Annotated in this window: 11 protein-coding genes; 9 read left to right on the forward strand and 2 right to left on the reverse strand. The window is 72.2% G+C overall.

Annotation, left to right across the window (positions count from 1 at the left end; genetic code table 11):
• Positions 1–945: a hypothetical protein gene (locus AB0B63_RS00850; protein ID WP_357013444.1), complete on the reverse strand. Its 945-nt coding sequence runs from the start codon at positions 943–945 to the stop codon at positions 1–3.
• Complete coding sequence (locus tag AB0B63_RS00855; RefSeq protein ID WP_208567616.1) at positions 942–1,361, reverse strand: YbaB/EbfC family nucleoid-associated protein; 420 nt, start codon at positions 1,359–1,361, stop codon at positions 942–944. Before AB0B63_RS00855 ends, AB0B63_RS00850 begins: the two co-directional genes overlap by 4 nt.
• A 295-nt stretch (positions 1,362–1,656) precedes the next feature.
• On the opposite strand from AB0B63_RS00855, the gene AB0B63_RS00860 reads away from it, so the two are divergent.
• The 9 genes from AB0B63_RS00860 to AB0B63_RS00900 all read left to right on the forward strand — a co-directional run bounded on the left by AB0B63_RS00860 (position 1,657) and on the right by AB0B63_RS00900 (position 16,179).
• The gene (locus AB0B63_RS00860; protein ID WP_208567617.1) at positions 1,657–1,977 is read left to right on the forward strand and encodes a WXG100 family type VII secretion target; all 321 of its coding nucleotides are present in this window, start codon (positions 1,657–1,659) and stop codon (positions 1,975–1,977) included.
• Positions 1,978–2,004: 27 nt separating this feature from the next.
• Positions 2,005–2,307 carry a WXG100 family type VII secretion target gene (locus AB0B63_RS00865; protein WP_208567618.1) on the forward strand — a complete coding sequence of 101 codons (303 nt, stop codon included), beginning with the start codon at positions 2,005–2,007 and terminating at the stop codon, positions 2,305–2,307.
• A gap of 94 nt (positions 2,308–2,401) precedes the next feature.
• On the forward strand, positions 2,402–3,328 hold the full coding sequence (locus tag AB0B63_RS00870) for a hypothetical protein (RefSeq protein WP_357013448.1): 927 nt from the start codon (positions 2,402–2,404) through the stop codon (positions 3,326–3,328).
• Positions 3,329–3,406: 78 nt separating this feature from the next.
• The gene (locus AB0B63_RS00875; RefSeq protein ID WP_357013450.1) at positions 3,407–6,076 is read left to right on the forward strand and encodes a hypothetical protein; all 2,670 of its coding nucleotides are present in this window, start codon (positions 3,407–3,409) and stop codon (positions 6,074–6,076) included.
• Complete coding sequence (locus AB0B63_RS00880; RefSeq protein ID WP_208567621.1) at positions 6,069–6,419, forward strand: hypothetical protein; 351 nt, start codon at positions 6,069–6,071, stop codon at positions 6,417–6,419. Before AB0B63_RS00875 ends, AB0B63_RS00880 begins: the two co-directional genes overlap by 8 nt.
• Before the next feature lie 19 nt (positions 6,420–6,438).
• On the forward strand, positions 6,439–10,398 hold the full coding sequence (gene eccCa, locus AB0B63_RS00885; protein WP_357013452.1) for a type VII secretion protein EccCa: 3,960 nt from the start codon (positions 6,439–6,441) through the stop codon (positions 10,396–10,398).
• Positions 10,395–11,819 carry a type VII secretion integral membrane protein EccD gene (gene eccD / locus AB0B63_RS00890; RefSeq protein WP_357013454.1) on the forward strand — a complete coding sequence of 475 codons (1,425 nt, stop codon included), beginning with the start codon at positions 10,395–10,397 and terminating at the stop codon, positions 11,817–11,819. The genes eccCa and eccD overlap by 4 nt, the downstream gene beginning before the upstream one ends.
• 5 nt (positions 11,820–11,824) lie before the next feature.
• Positions 11,825–13,180 (forward strand): type VII secretion protein EccB, encoded by a 1,356-nt coding sequence (gene eccB / locus AB0B63_RS00895; protein WP_357013456.1) that lies wholly within the window; start codon positions 11,825–11,827, stop codon positions 13,178–13,180.
• Between the two features lie 5 nt (positions 13,181–13,185).
• Positions 13,186–16,179, forward strand: coding sequence for a hypothetical protein (locus tag AB0B63_RS00900; protein ID WP_357013459.1), 2,994 nt, complete (start codon positions 13,186–13,188; stop codon positions 16,177–16,179).
• The last annotated feature ends 7 nt before the right edge of the window (positions 16,180–16,186 follow it).

The following is a 16,186-nucleotide window of genomic DNA, read 5'->3' on the forward strand; positions in this document are numbered from 1 at the left end:
TCAGGCGGGATTCACGATCAACGGCGTCGCCGCGCCGCTGGCGTCGAAGCTGACCAGCAGTGGACGGTAACCGGGCACGCTGGCATCGACACCGGCGTCCGACTTGGGCTTGACCAGGAACAACTGGTCACCGTTGCCGTCGATGGGTGTTCCGTCGCCGCTGGTCGGCCGCCGGCCGCCCAGCGGGATGATCGAGTCGTAGTAGTTGGCGTCGAGCCGCGAGGTGCCGTCCGGGAAGGTCGCCAGCGCCTGCAACTGGTATCCCGGGGGAATCGGCTCACCGTCGACGAGCACGCCTGTGGTGTCGTACGGTCGGTAGGCGGAGATCGCGGGCAGTGCCGCCGCGAACCCGGCCGGCATGCTCGATGCCGGAAGCTTGTCGAGCGACTCCGCGGGTTCGCCGATCGCGCCGGGGACGGCCATGCCCCGCGTCATCGAGTCGTCGCCCTGCCGGGGAGCCAGCTGCGAGACCGTCTGCCCCCGGTACGTCAGCCGCCCCTCGGACAGCGCCCGCCCGTGGTGCAGCAGCTGCCCGTGACGCAGCGGCTGTCCGGCGGGCTGGGCGGGCTCGCCGGGCACGACCTGTCCGGCACCGGCCTCCGGTGGCAACTTCACGAACTCGTTGGCGATCACACGCCCGGCCCCGGTCGCGTCCTCGTCCGCCTGCCGGTAGCCCTCGCCGCTGACGCGCAGTCCGACCGCCGCGTACTCCAGCAGACCGTTGACGCCACGCACCGCGCCCTCGACGACGTCCATCGTCTGGTCGAACTGCTTCTGGAACTGGTTGCCGATCTCGTCGTCGCCCCACGCGGGTGTGTACCGCGCCCGGATCAGACCCAGCTGACGGAGACACTCGTCGTAGTGGGCGGTGTGCTGGGCGTACGAGTCGCCGACCGAGATGACGCCCTCGGGGTCGACCCAGACGGCTCCCCTCGGCTGGCTCACGGCTGCTCCGGGCTGAGGCCGAGCAGCCTGCGGACCCCACTGGTCAGCCGGGGACCCTCCGGCGGTAGGTACATGTCGGGGCCGGCCTCGCCACGGACCATCCTGGCCACGTCCATGCCGTCCGGCAGCAGCGGCCCGATGACCTCCGCCGCCTGCTCCATGACCTGCTCCTTCGCCTCGGCGAAGGTCTGCATGATGGTGGCCTGCAACTCGGTCGGGGTCATCCGCCGGTACGCACCGGTCGGGAAGCCGATCTCGGTCAGCACGCCGTTCTGCCCGACGGTGACCGTCACTTCGCGGCGGGGGGAGGTGGCGGAGCCCCGCACCTTCCCCATCCGTTCCTGAAGGTCGGTCAGGCCGCTGCGCTGGCGTTCGTACTCCGCGAACAGCTTCTCGACCCGTTCGTCGAAGCTCATCGTCGACCCCCTTCCGCCGCGGCCCCCAGTACAGGACCGGCCCCGCCGGGGGTGGAAGGGGCGGGCCGCTTTCCGGGCAGGAACGTGCAGGGTCTCTTCCCGACCGTACGGTCGCCGGCGTGCCGTCGGCCGCCGGACGTCGAGGGGGGAAGTAGGCAAGGTTGAGCTGTCATTCGGACATCGACCCGGTGCGGAGCTTGCCGCGGACGGCCGGTCGCCAGCAATCTTCGGCACGGCGGACGCCGAGCAGGGAGTTCGACGTCGTCTTCGCAACGTACGACGAAGGGAGTTCATGGTGACCATGCCAACGGTGCAGACCACCGACCCGGGCATGCAGGCGGCGGCCACCGAGTTCGCCAACAAGGCCCAGGAGTTCGTCGGCCACCTGCGTTACGTCAACGGGCAGATGGCCATCCTCCAGGGGAGCTGGCACGGCACCGCTTCCACCACCTTCAACCAGGCGATGGACAACTGGGAGCGGGCCTTCCAGGTCATCATCGACAAGCTGCTGAACATGATGGACGTGATGGGCGCCACGACCGCCGGTTACCGGGCGGCCGAGGAGGAGGCCTCGCAGACCGCCAGCTCCTTCCTGACGGCACTTCCCGGAGTCTGACCCCCACCTCTGCGAAAGGACCCGCAGGTGTCCAACTACCGGTTCGACTTCAACCAGGCCGACGCCACCCTGTACGACATGAATCGCGTCAACGGCCGGATCTCTGGCGCGCTGGACGAAATGGAACGCAACGTCGAGCGGAGCATCGAGGACTGGTCCGGTGATGCCCGCAGCGCCTACCACGTGGCGAAGGCCGAGTGGCGCAGTGCCGCGGACGAGATGACGGTGCAGCTCGAACAGGCCCGCCGGACGCTGCTGGCGATCTCGGACAACTACGGGACCACCGAGCAGCGGCACACCAAGATCTGGAACCAGGTCCGCGGCGGTTGAGTGCAGGCCGGCTGCCGGGGCTGGTGTCCCCCCGGCAGCCGGTGCCCCCGGCACCAGTTCCTAGAGCCGGCCGCGCAGGAGAGGTGGTGGACGGATGGCTTCCATCGATTTCAGCTATCCCAACGACAGGGCCATCGACCAGATAGGGATCCTGGACGAGTTCAACCGCGGCGAGGTCGACGGATATTCGCAGAAGCATCCGGATGGCTGGATACAGGCGGTCATCGACCGCGTCCAGGCCGACATCGCGTCGAGCAACCGTCAGTACGACAAGGTCGACTGGTCGGACTACACGACGGAGGAGCGGGCGGCCTGGGACTGGTACACGGCGGAGGTGACCGACACCGACAGCTGGAAAGAGCTGGTCGAGGACTACAAGAAGAACGATGTTCCCGCCGAGGACTCGATCCACTGGGACAGGTTCGACGAGTCCGACCACCTCGACATCGACGGTCGGTTCTCCCCACCCGACGTCCGGGTCCACTCCGGTGGTGGCGACAACAAGGACGGGGACCTGAAGGTCAGCACCGAGGCCATCCGGTACTTCGCCAACTCCATCGGGGAGCTCTTCGACCACCCGGACGGCAAGGGCGGCAGCACCATGCTCAAGTCGGGTGACGAACTCGCTGAGCTGCAGGTGCTGCCCGGTCTGTTCGCCGTGGCCGAGGTCATGCGGCGCAAGATCCACGGCAGTGGCGAGAGCACGGGTCTGGTCGGCGACACCCAGGGCCTGCTGACGAAGATCCACGAGACGCTCTACACCCTCCGCCTGAGCCTGCTCGAGATGGCCGACTCGTACGAGCTCACCGAGGAGGGCAACGCGCGGACCGGCAAGGACTTCGAGAAGCGGACCAAGGAGTTCAACACCATGACCGCGGAGGAGTTCGGCAACGCCATGGCCGATCCGTGGGGGCACATCAAGGACATCGGTGACTACGGCAACACCAGTTCCTCGGGTACGGGCGGCACTGGCGGATCAGGTGACGGCGGCGGGAAGGAGTCGGGTGACAAGGAGAAGTGACCGTCGCGGCCGGCCGGGCCGCACGGTGGTGCCCGTCGGCGTCCGCACATCCATCTAGGGTCTCGGTGTAGGTAGGGCATGGGCGATTCAGACTCGGGCACGGAACAGGACTGGACCCACTCCGCGGACCCGAAGGCGACCTTTCCTCCGACCAACGTGCAGATCGACGATCTCAGCGATCTGGAGAACTGGGCGCGGATGGATCCCCCCGGTTGGCGTCGGATCAAGGCGGCGATCAACGGCGGGTCGGCCATCGAGAGCGAAGCCGGACACGACTACGCCGCGACCCTGGTCAACCACCAGACCCTGATCGAGGCTGCCAACGCGTTCCAGCGGACGTACAACCTGCTGCACTGGCTGGAGACGTTCATCAGCCTGCACACGGCCGCGATCGCCGGCGAGGGCAAGCCCTGGCAGGGCAAGGCGGCCGAGGCGTTCCTGGCGAAGATGGACTACCTCAGCAGGTACCTGGGCGAGCAGGCGGACCGGCTGCTCGGCGGCGACGGCATGCCCGGGACCACGAGCGTGCCACACCAGCTGATGATGAGCGGCAGCTATCTGAAGTGGGCGCAGGAACAACTCGACTACCTCGACGTGGAATGGGCGAAGATCGCCGCTGCCAACCATGCCAACCACACGGCTGGCGGCAACGTGGCGATCAGCTCCACCCGGTTCGCCCGGCCCATGACGGATCAGATGCTCCAGGTCGCACAGGTGCTGGCCAAGCAGTACGCACAGTTGAACTTCGGCCCGGTCAGCGCACCCGAAGGTGACGGCAGCCTCGGCCCCGAGGGTCCGACAACCCCGCCGCCCCCGACGGCCGACCCGCCGACGACGCCGCCCCCGCCGACCGATCCGCCGACCGACCGACCGCTGCCGACCGACCCGCCGACCGAACGGCCTTCGCCGACGGAGCCGCCGACCGATCCGCCGGCGAGGCGGCCAGCCGATCCCCCGACGGCGCCGCCCCCGGACGGATCGCTGCCGACCCCGCGGCCGGCCGGGCCGCCGCCGGACCCGGCACCGCCACCCGGCGCCGGCCCTGCCGACCCACCCGCTGGTGGTCCGCCTGTCGGGCAGCCGCCCCGCAGCAATCTGCGCGGCGATCCGCCGGGCGCCGACGGCCCGCCGCTTCCCGGCCGGCCGCCCGGCACCGATCCGTCCGGCGGCGACGGTCTGCCCGGTTTCGATCCCCCGGTCGTCGGCGCTCCACCTGGCTCCGGCCCCGATGGGGGCGATGGCGTACCGGGCGGGATCGTCCCGCCGGTGATCCCGGTCCCGCCGGGCACCGGAAAACCGGGCGGTGGCAACACCCCGCCGCCCGTCCCGCCCATCGGCGAGCCCCCCGACGGGGTCGGCGGTGGCCCGGTGCCACCCGGCGGAGCCAACCCACCCGGCGGAATCGAGCCACCCGGCGGAGCCAACCCACCCAGCGGGGTCGAGCCACCCGGCGGAATCGAGCCGCCGGGCGGGGGCAGCCCACCCGGCGGAATCGAGCCGCCCGGCGGAATCGAGCCACCCGGCGGAATCGAGCCACCCGGCGGGGTAGAGCCACCCGGCGGGGGTAGCCCGCCGGGGAGCGGGCAGACGCCCGGCGGCGGTCCGCTGCCGCCCGCTGCACCGATGCCGGGGACGCCGGGATCACCAGGTGCCGGAGCTGGCGGTGGATCGGGGGTGGAACGCCCGGACTCCTCCGGACTGGTCGACGGCGACCCGGACGACTGGATCCCCGACACCCTCCAACCCGGCGATCCGTCCGCCCCCGGCGGCGCCACCCCCGGCGGTGCCGGGGGCAGGGATCCCCAGTCCGGGCAGGTACCGGGAGGTGGTGTGCCGCTGGTGCCGCCGATGCCGGGTGCTCCGGGTTCGCCCGGATCGGGTGCCGGTGACGGTTCGACGCCGGAGCGCCCGGACGCCGCCGGCCTGGTCGACGGTGACGAGTCGGACTGGCAACCCGCCACGGGCGGGGTGGGTCCTCCGTCCGCTCCCGGGGGTGCCGCTGCCGGTGGCGCGGGTTTGGCGCAACGACCCGGCCTCGGCGATCCGCCGCCGGGTGCCGTACCGCCGCCGGGTGCCGGGCTGGTGCCGGCGACCGGACTGCCGCCCCTGCCGGGTGTTCCGGGTTCGCCCGGGTCGGGCACCGGTGACGGTTCGACGCCGGAGCGCCCCGACGCCGCCGGCCTGGTCGAGGGCGACACCGCGGACTGGGAGACGCCCGGCTCGCACCCACCCGTCGGGCCGCAGGCGCCCACCGGTACGCCGGCCGGACGGCCGGGCCGCCACGCCACGCCGGTCGAGCGGGCCACCGCGCCGACGCCCGCCAGCGACTCCGACACCGGTACGCCGATGGCAGCGGTCCCGCCCGGGCCACCGCTGGCCACCGGCGGGCGGGACCGGGATGCCGCGCGGCACCCCGGCGATGCTCCCCCCGTCGATGCCGGTGCGCCGGAGGGCGGGTCCGGCCGGACGAGCGCCGCCCCGGCGGCGCCGATCGTGGTCCTCGGCGTACCGCTGCCGGTGCCCGGGGCCGCTGAGGAACAGCCGCCGGTCGACCGGCCGGACGCCGCCGAGCTGCTGCGGGCGGCGGAGTCCACCTGGACCGGTGTCGAGCCGGCTGCGGACGACGCCCGGGTGCCGGTCGTGCGGCCCGCCGAGCACACCGTCGACACGTCGGGGTGGGACGACACCGCGGACATCTGGTGGTTGTCCGGCGACCCCGAAGGTTCAGGAGGGACGACCGATGGCTGACGAGAGCGGTCCGCCGCCCCTGAGGGCGTGGCGGCGGGAGCGTCCGACGGTCCCGCCCGGCGGGGGGCGACCGACGATGTGCGGCGGCCCGCAGTACACCGCCGCCGAACGCCTTGAGTTGATGCGCGAGAAGCAGCGGGTGATGGACGAGGCGGCCCGCCACGAGCGGGTGGAGGCCGAGACGCGGGAGGCCGCCAGGCGCCGCCCCGCGAAGCCGACCGACGAGGAGGACGGGTACCTCACCGCGGAACACCCCCGCCCCGACCGGTACGCGGTCACCCTGCTCCGGCAGGACGATTCGGCCTGGGGCGGCGGCGGGGCGGGCCCGGGGGTGCTCGGATGAGTGACGACGGTACGCCGGCATGAGCACGGTCACGGTCAAGCGTCCGCCCCGCGCGAGCGGCCCGGAGGCCCCGGGCGGGCAGGTCGAACTGCAGGAGCCGCCGTTGATGGCGGAGGAGGCGCCGCTCGACTTCCGGTCGTTCGCCATGATCATGCCGATGGGTCTCGGTATGGGGGGAATGATAGCCATGTTCGGCCTCTACAGCCGGGCCCCGGTGATGTACGTGATGGGCGGGGCGATGGCCGGTGGGATGCTGATCATGGGCTTGATGCAGGTCGGCCGGGCGGCAGCCGAGCGCAAGCGGCAGATGCGCGGCGAGCGCCGCGACTTCCTACGGTACGTCGCCCAACTCCGCCGGCAGGCACGCAAGGCCGCCGAGCAGCAGCGCCAGGCGGTGATCTGGAACAACCCGCAGCCGGAGTGGCTCTGGTCGGTGGCGATGAGCAGCCGACTCTGGGAGCGACGGCCCAGCCACGAGGACTTCGGCCGGGTCCGGATCGGGCTCGGCCGACAGGACGCGATGCTGCGGTTCACGCCCCCGCAGACGAAGCCGATCGAGGACCTCGAACCACTCGCCTCGATCTCGTTGCGCCGCTTCTCCGAGGCGTACCGGACGGTCTCCGGCGTCCCGACCTCGGTGGGCCTGCGCAGCTTCACCAGCGTCGAGTTCTCCGGTGACGTGGCGGCGGCCGTCGACCTGGTCCGCGCCATGGTGGCCGCGATGGTGACCCTGCACGCACCGGACGACCTGCGGGTGGCGGTCCTCGCACCGGAGGTCCACCGGGGCACGTGGGACTGGATCAAGTGGCTGCCACACAACGCCCACCCGACCGCCTTCGACGCCGCGGGCCCGGTGCGGATGTTCGCCGGCACCCACGAGGAGCTGACCGACCTGCTCGGCCCGGAGATCACCGACCGGGGCGATCACGATCGGGAGGCGCGACCGTCGGCCACCGAACCGTTCGTGGTGATCATCGCGCACCTGACCGACGTACCGGACAGCTCGCGGCTGCTCGGCGCGGGCATCCGCAACGTGGTCCTGCTGGATCTGACCGGCCAGATGCCCGGCGGGCCCAGGGTGCTGCGGTTGACGCTGGACGGGGACCAGGTCGTGTTCCCCGCCGGCGACACCACCGGATCGGCGGCGCGGGACCGCCTCGGCGGCGCCGGGTGCGAGGCACTGGCCCGGATCATCGCCCCCAAACGCACCAGCGGCACCCTCGACGTGGTCGAGGAGCCGCTGGAGAGCGACTTCGAACTGACCACCCTGCTCGGCATCCGGGACGCGCACACCTTCGACGTCGCGGCACTGTGGCGGACCCGCGCCCCCCAGCGCAACCGGCTCACCGTGCCGATCGGTGTCACCGAGGGCGGCGAGGTCATCGAGCTGGATCTCAAGGAGTCCGCACAGGGCGGGATGGGACCGCACGGGTTGCTCATCGGGGCGACCGGTTCCGGCAAGAGCGAGTTGCTGCGGACCCTGGTCTGTGCGCTGGCCGCCACCCACTCGTCGGAGATCCTCAACCTGGTGCTGGTGGACTTCAAGGGCGGGGCGACCTTCCTCGGGATGGAGAAGCTGCCACACACCTCGGCCGTGATCACCAACCTCGCCGACGAGCTGCCGCTCGTCGACCGGATGCAGGACGCGCTCAACGGGGAGATGACCCGCCGCCAGGAGATGTTGCGGGCCAGCGGGTACTCCTCGCTGTTCGACTACGAGAAGGCCCGCGCCGCCGGCGTCCAGCTGGTGCCGTTCCCGGTCCTGCTGATCATCGTCGACGAGTTCAGCGAGCTGCTCTCCAGCAAGAGCGAGTTCATGGATCTCTTCGTCTCGATCGGTCGGCTCGGCCGGTCGCTCGGGGTGCACCTGCTGCTCGCCTCGCAACGGTTGGACGAGGGGCGGATCAACCGGGTCGAGGGTCACCTGTCGTACCGCCTCGCCCTACGCACCTTCTCGTCGATGGAGTCACGGTCGGTGATCGGCGTCGGTAAGGCCTACGAGTTGCCGCCCGAGCCCGGCAACGGCTACCTGAAGATCGACACCAGCAATCTGGTCCGGTTCAAGTCCGCCTACGTCTCCGGGCCCTACCAGGGCAACGGGCTGGCCGACGGTGGGGACGACCAGGGCGAACGGATCGAGGCCGAGGTCGTTGCGTTCACCACCCGGCAGGTCGCGGTCCGGCACGATCCGGGCCGCACCCGGGCTGCCGATCCGGTCGACGAACCCGCGCCGTCGCAGGCCGAGAACGCCACCGGGCCGAGTCTGGTGGAGGTGCTGCTCGACCGGATCGCCGGCTCCGGCCCGCCGGCCCGCCAGGTGTGGCTCCCCCCGCTGTCGACCGCGCCCAGCCTGGACACGCTGCTGCCGAGCGTCGTACCGGACCCGGTGCGGGGCATGACCGTGGACGACCCGGGCGCGCAGGGACGGCTGCGGGTGCCGGTCGGCATCGTCGACCGTCCCGCCGACCAGCTGCGGGAACTGCTCACCATCGACCTGGGTGGGGCGGACGGGCACGTCGGCATCGCCGGAGCGCCACAGAGCGGCAAGTCCGCGCTGCTGCGCAGCGTGATCCTCGCGCTGGCGCTCACCAACACCCCGCGCGAGGTGCAGTTCTACGGGCTCGATTTCGGCGGCGGCGGTCTCGCCTCGCTCGCCGGGCTGCCCCACATCGGCTCCATCGCGACCCGGATGGAACGCGACCGGGTGGTCCGCACGATCGAGGAGGTCTGGCAGGTCATGGAGCGGCGCGAGTACGAGTTCGCCAACCGTGGCCTCGACTCGATCGGCAGCTATCTGGCGGCCCGCGCCCGGGGCGAGATCAACGACCCGTACGGGCACGTGTTCCTGGTCGTCGACGGCTGGTACACGATGAAGCAGGACTTCAGCGACCTGGAGACCCGGTTCCAGGAGCTGGCCTCCCGGGGGCTGTCGTTCGGCATCCACGAGATCGTCTCCACCACCCGCTGGTCGGAGATGCGGACCTGGCTGCGGGATCTGCTCGGCACCCGGCTGGAGCTACGGCTCGCGGACTCGATGGAGTCCGAGGTGGGCTCCCGCCGGGCGGCCACCGTGCCGTCCCAGCCGGGGCGGGGCCTGACCAACGAGGGCCTGCACTTCCTCGGGGCGCTCCCCCGGATGGACGGTAGTTCGTCGGTGGCGGACCTCGCCGAGGCGACCAAGTCGACGGTCGAGGAGATCAGCACGTTCTGGACCGGACCGGCCGCGCCCGGCGTCCGGATGCTTCCCACCCAGCTGCCGGTGGAGAGCCTGCCGGTGCCGGAACCGGCCTTCAAGGTCTGCATCGGGCGCGACGAACAACGGCTGGCCCCGGTGTGGCACGACTTCATGGTCACCCCGCACCTGCTGGTCCTCGGCGACAACGAGACCGGCAAGTCGAACCTGCTCCGGCTGGTGCTGCGGGCCATCCAGCAGCACTACACGCCGGCCCAGGCCAAGGTCGTCCTCGGTGACTCACGACGCGACCTCGACACCGCCATCACCCCCGACTACCAGGTCGGGTTCGGCTTCACCGGCGACCGGCTCCACGAGTTGGCCGGGCAGACCGCCGTCTCGATGAACCGTCGGGTGCCGGGCCCGGAGATCTCCTCCGAGCGGATGCGCCGACGCGACTGGTGGGAGGGGCCGGAGCTGTTCGTCATCGTCGACGACTACGACCTGATGACCCGCTCGTCCGCTCCGGGTTCCGCGCTCGATCCGCTGCTGCCGATGCTGGCGCAGGGGGTCTACATCGGACTGCACGTGATCGTCGCCCGCAGCACCTCGGGGGCGATGCGAGCCATGATGGACCCGGTCCTGCGCCGCATGTGGGAACTCGGCACCCCGGCCGCGCTGCTGTCGTACCCGAAGGAAGAAGGCAAGTTCCTCGGTGAGGCGGCACCACGCCGACTGCCACCCGGACGTGCCCAACTGGCCACCCGCCGCAGCGTCAAGCTGATCCAGACCGGACACGTCACATGAGGGGAGCAGCGGTGGGTGTCACGCTCAGCGCCGAACTCTGCCGGATCACCGTTGTCGGTCCGGCCCGCAGGGTCGACCTGGCGGTCCCGGCGACCACCACGGTGGCCGCCCTGCTACCGCTGCTGGCGCAGCGCACCACGGAGGGTGACCCGCGCGGGGAAACGGGGGCGGGCGACGGCGCCTGGGTGTTGCAGCGCCTCGGCCAGCCCCCGTTCGAGCTGGCCGGCACGCCGGAGAGCCTGGACTGGCTCGAAGGCGAGGAACTGCACCTGCGCCCCGCCGAGGACCCCCTGCCCGAGCTGGACTTCGACGACCTCGCCGACGGCATCGCCACCATCGTCAACCGTCGCCCCGACCGGTGGCAGCCCGAGTACCGCCGGACGCTGTTCATCCTGCTGTCGGTCGTCGTCATGGGTGCCGTCGCCACAGTGCTCACCGCGCACCCGCCGGCGCTGCCGCAGGTCGTGGCCGCCGGGACGCTCGGCGTCGCGTCCCTGGTCGCGGCGTTGTGCTGCGGTCGCCAACTGGACGACGGCGCGTTCTCGCTGCTCTTCGGCGGTGGTGCGGCCGGCTTCGCGGCGGTCGCCGCGTCGAGCGCGGTCGACGGCGACCCGGCCCGCATCGCGGTGACCGGCACGGCGGTCCTCGCCGCAGCCGTCACGATCCTCGCCGTCGCCGCGGTCCTGCTGCTCGCCCACCGGACCTTCGCCCCCCACCTGCCGGCCGCGCCCCTGCTGGTCGTCGGCCTGACCGGACTCGTCACCACGGCGGTGCTGCTGATCCGCAACGGCAGCGGGATGACCATGCGACGGGCCGCTGCGGTGGCGATCCTGCTGATCTTCGTGGTGATCGTGCTGGCTCCCCGGATGGCGGTGAAGCTGTCCCGGCTGCGCGGTCCGCAACTACCGAAGACCAGCGAGGACATGTCGTACGACATCGAGCCCACCACGTCGGAACAGGTCCGGCAGCGCACCGACGACGCGGACACCTACCTGACCGTCGCGATGGTGACGGCGGCGCTGGTGCTGCCGGTGTTGTTCCACTTCACCGTCGGGGCACCCGGTTGGGCCGGGTGGAGCCTGGTGCTGGTGGTCGCCAGTGCAATCCTGTTGCGCTCACGTACCTTCCTCTGCCTCTGGCAGCGCTGCGCGCTCGTGGTCGCCGGTACCGTCGGCCTCCTCATGGTCATCACGAAGCTCTCCGATCTGTTGTCGCCCACCTGGCGGTGGGTGCTGATCAGCGCGCTCGTCGGGCTGCTCGTGCCGCTCGTGCTGGCGGCGCTGCGGCCCTGGCCGCGACGGATGCTGCCGTTCTGGGAGTACACGGCGACGTTCTTCGACGTCACCACCGGGGTGGCCGTCCTACCGATCCTGGCGCAGGTGCTCGGCACCTACGCCTGGGCCCGCGGGCTCTTCGGGTAACCGCCGTGCAGACCCAACGCGACCACGTGCACGCCCACACCTTCATGACGGGTCGGCTCAGTTCGGCGCTCGTCGAGGGTGACCCCACCAGCGCGCGGATTCCCGGGCAGCGGGCCCTGACCGGCCTGCTGATCGGGCTGATCGTGGTGCTCCTGGTCGGTGGCGGGTTCGCCGTCTACGGCTGGATCGTCCCCGGTGGCAGCCGGGCGTACCGCCAGGCCAACGTGATCCTGGTCGAGAAGGAGAGCGGCGTCCGCTACGTCTACCGGGGCGGGGTGCTCCACCCGACGCCGAACCTGACCTCCGCGATGCTCCTGCAGGGCCCGTCGGCCACGGTGAAGCTCATCTCGCGCAACTCGCTGAAGGACCTGCCGCGCGGCCCGGAGATCGGCATCGCCGACGCGCCGCAGTCCGTTCCCGCCGCGGGCGCGTTGGCCCACGGGCCGTGGCTGGTCTGCCTGCCGGGCTCGGTGGTGGACGCACCCGGTGCCGGGCTCGGCCTGAACCTCTCCCCCCGGGCCGCCGCCACCCCGTCGACCGGCGACACCTTCGCGGTGGTCCGCGGGCCGGACGGGGTCACATACCTGCTCGTCGGGACGGGCAAGTTCCCGATGGAAGACGAGTCGGTGCTGGTCGCCCTCGACGCCGCCAACGTGCGGGTGGCCGTCGCCCCGGCCGCCTGGTTGGCCGAGCTGCCGACCGGTGTCACGCTCGCTGCGGCCCGGATTCCGGGCGCGGGCGACGAGGGCCCCCGGGTCGGTGGTCGCGTCCACCCGGTGGGCACCCTGTTCCGGCAGCAGCCGTCCGCCGGCACGGAGCAGCTCTTCGTGCTCCGCGAGGACGGCCTGGCACCCGTCAACCGGATGGAGTTCGTCCTGGCCGCGGTACGCGACGGCGAGTCGCCGGTGTCCCTGGACGCGGCCGACGTCGCCGCCGCGCCCCGTTCCAGCGACCGTACGCTGACCGACCGGCTGCCCGACCTGACCGGTTACCGGTGGCAGGACCCCGGCGGTCGGGTGCTCTGCCTGCGACAGCAGCCGTTCGACGCGGAGACGGTCGGCAGCGAGCTGGTGCTCGTCGACCGATCCGCCTCGGGGGTCGCCGCCGACGGCACGACCACGGTGCTGGTCGAGCCGGGGTCCGGGATGACGGTGACGCCGGTGCCCAGGGCCAGGACCGCCGCCGAGCTGGTGCTGATCTCGGAGCAGGGCGTCGCCTACCACCTCGCCGACCAGGACACCGTCGCCGCGCTGAAGCTCAACTCGGCGGCTGCCGTCCCGTTCCCGAAGGGCCTGCTGGCGTCGGTGCCGCCGGGCCCGGTGCTCAGTCGTACGGCCGTCAACGGTCTTGCTAGGGGGTAGCGTCGATGGCATCCATCCGAGATCTGCTGCGCGTCGGGCGGAGCGAGCCCGGCGACATGGTGCAACACACCGTCGGCAACGCCCTGGTCCTGCACCATCCTTACCAGATCAGCCGGGAGGCGCAGTCCCTCGCGCTCGCCATGGTGGCCGACGCCGACAACGACGTGGTCCTGCTGGATCTGGGCAGCGGCATCCCGATCGGCTCCTGGGAGTCGATGGCCGGTGTGCTGCCACGGCGTCGGCGCGGCATCCGCCTGGTCGCCTGCGGTCAGCGCACCGACACCGCGGCGATGGCCGGGCAGTGGCTGTCCGAGCGGCTCAACCGGACGGTGATCGCGCCCGACGGCGACCTGGTCCGGGGGGCTGCCGGGGCGCTGTTCGTGCACTCCAAGCCGGGCAGCGGCTGGGTGCGGTTCCGGCCCGGCAAGCCACCGGCCTGGGACGCCAAGCGATACCCGGCTCCGGTCTGGGACCGTGCCGCGACCGAACGTCGGGCGTCCAGCTCCACCGGCGAGATCGAGCCGCTGCCGGGCGGGGTGTGGATCCACGGCGTACGGACGCCGGACGTCATCGCCGAGCACCGCGGCCGCCTCGTCGCCGATGTGCCGTGCCATCCCGAGACGATGACCGTCCTGCTCGGCTGCCCGGGCACCGAGCCGCTCCCGCTCGACGACGTGGTCCGGTTCTGGCGCGACCTGGATCCGGACAGCCGGCTGCGTGCCCGCTTCGTGCAGTACGGCGAGCTACGCGTACCCGAGGGTGAGTTGTTCGGTCAGACGCTGGCCGACCTGCTGTCCACCAGGGTCGTCTGCTACCCGGGCGTTCCGGTCGGCATGCCCGGCAAGTTCGAGATCCGGACGGTACGCGCGGACGGTGTCCTGGGCTGGCCGCCGTTCGCCCTGGAACTGGGCTACTCGCCCCGGCCGCACCCCAATTCGCTGGCCCGCCGGCCGCTGCTGCTCAGTCATCGCGGCCCGCTCCAGTGGACGGAGGAGATCGCGCCTCGGGTGTACTGGTACGCCCCGGACGCCGTGGTCGAGGTGATCGAGGCCGGGCTGTGGGTCCGCCCGGCGGACGAACCGGGGAACGCGGAACGGGTCCGGGCCACTCCCCTCGACCCGGCGGACGTCACCATGGTCTTCGATGACACGGTGCCGCAGCGGACGGCCCGGATGCGTGAACTCGCCGCGGACCTGGCGGCGCGGATCGACCGCGCCGTGGGACAGTCCAGCGCGCTGGTGCCGGCCTCGATGCTGGTGCCGGGGCGTAGGCCGGGCAGCCGGGCCGAGGCGAACCTGATGCCGGCGCTCGGGTCACCGTCGGCGCCACCGGCCGGGGCCACCCATGCCCCCACCGGACCCACGGCGATCCCGGCGGTCCCCGCCATCGCCGTACCTGTCGCGTTGCCGCCGACCGGGCCGGCGCAGCCGACCGTCCCGACGGTCACGTCGGCGCAGGTGGTACCACCCGCGCAGGTGGTGCCAACGGCGCAGGTGGTACCGCCCACGCAGGTGGTGCCAACGGCGCAGGTGGTACCGCCCACGCAGGTGGTGTCAACGGCGCAGGTGGTGCCAACGGCTCCGGAACCTCCGCCTGCCCCGGTGGAGATCCCGACCGAGTCCTCGATCGACGGACCCGGCGACCCGCAAGCGGGGCACCTGCCGGGGTACCGGCCACCAGCCCGCTGGCCGCTCTCGTCAGTCGCCGCCGCCCTGCGCGCCGCCCCGCCGGTGCCGGCACCCGCCGCACCGGCCGAGCCCGCCGCACCGGCCGAGCCCGCTATGCCGGCTGAGCCCGGCGCGGCGGCCGGATCCGCCCGGCCGGTCGAACCCGCCGCACCGGCCGGGTCAGCTCCGTTGGTCGAGCCCCCGCCGGCTGTCGCTTCCGATCCAGCTGCCGCTTCCGGTCCGGCTGTCGAAGGCGCTTCGGCTGTCGCTTCCGATCCAGCTGTCGCTTCGGGTCCGGCTGTCGAAGCCGCTTCGGCCGCCGGGCCCGCCGCCGTCGCGTCCGCTTCGCCGGCCACTGTCGCGTTCCGGGCAGCCGGGGACCCGGCTCCCCCCGCGCCGCCACCGGCCCTGCCGGTGGCGGTGTCGACGGCGTCGATAGCGGGCCCGCCCACGGCGACGCCCGTTCGAACGGGCGACCCGGCGACGGCGGACGCGCCGTCCCGCTTCCGGCTGCAGCCGGTGGCGACGCCGGAGACCTCCGCGCTGCTGCCGCACCGCGGGCTGGCGGAGGAGAGGGCCTGGCTGCGCCGCTCCCTGAGCCGGGACTTCGACACCATGGCCAGCTCGGTCTCCCGGCTCATGTCGGAGCATCCGGGCATGAAGGCCGGTGGTACGGGCAGCGCCGACGACGTCCTCGTCGACTCGGTGGCGGCCCAGCTGTTCCTGACCCGCCGGGGCGCGGGGATCGACGCCGGCCTGCGATCGGGCGCGGTCGGCCCGCACGTCCCCCTGGCCCGGTGCGCGGTCTCCGGCCTCTCCCGGCTGCCGTCGGTGCGGGGCAGCACCGTCATGCGCACCTCGCCGAGCACCGAGGAATGGCACCTGTACCGGGGCCGACGCCTGGTCACCGACTGGAGCTTCGTCACCATGCTGACCGCGCCCTGCGCCGGCCAGGACGGCGACACCGATGTGCTGATCTGGTCGATGACCGCCCGTCGCACCGCCCTGTTGGAACCGGACGGGGACGAGCGCGTCGAGGACCGGGTGGTGTTCCTGCCCGGCACCCACTTCAAGGTCCTGGACACGGCAGAACCGGACGGTGAGCGGCGGGGCGCCATTCTGCTCCGCGAGATCGGTGTCAACGAGATCGACGACGACGGCCGCGTCGACCAGAACCGGCTGTCGCTCGACGAACTGGCCGTGACGTCCCTGCGCCGCAGCCTCGACCGGTGGGACGGTACGGACGCCCGACACCGTGTCGGTCCCGCCTCGGCCGGCCGCTTCGGCACGCTGCCCGGTCTCGTCGGCCCGCCGGCCCGGAAGAAGGGGTGACCCGCGC

This window comes from Micromonospora sp. NPDC049081, from assembly GCF_040648835.1.
In the GTDB taxonomy this organism is placed as follows: domain Bacteria; phylum Actinomycetota; class Actinomycetes; order Mycobacteriales; family Micromonosporaceae; genus Micromonospora; species Micromonospora antibiotica.

What these genes read in the sequence shown, in the direction of transcription:
- AB0B63_RS00880 (WP_208567621.1), top strand. Translation starts at nt 6,069, where the DNA reads ATGGCTGACGAGAGCGGTCCGCCGCCCCTGAGGGCGTGGCGGCGGGAG.
- eccD (WP_357013454.1), top strand. Translation starts at nt 10,395, where the DNA reads ATGAGGGGAGCAGCGGTGGGTGTCACGCTCAGCGCCGAACTCTGCCGG.
- AB0B63_RS00870 (WP_357013448.1), top strand. Translation starts at nt 2,402, where the DNA reads ATGGCTTCCATCGATTTCAGCTATCCCAACGACAGGGCCATCGACCAG.
- eccCa (WP_357013452.1), top strand. Translation starts at nt 6,439, where the DNA reads ATGAGCACGGTCACGGTCAAGCGTCCGCCCCGCGCGAGCGGCCCGGAG.
- AB0B63_RS00900 (WP_357013459.1), top strand. Translation starts at nt 13,186, where the DNA reads ATGGCATCCATCCGAGATCTGCTGCGCGTCGGGCGGAGCGAGCCCGGC.
- AB0B63_RS00875 (WP_357013450.1), top strand. Translation starts at nt 3,407, where the DNA reads ATGGGCGATTCAGACTCGGGCACGGAACAGGACTGGACCCACTCCGCG.
- AB0B63_RS00855 (WP_208567616.1), bottom strand. Translation starts at nt 1,361, where the DNA reads ATGAGCTTCGACGAACGGGTCGAGAAGCTGTTCGCGGAGTACGAACGC.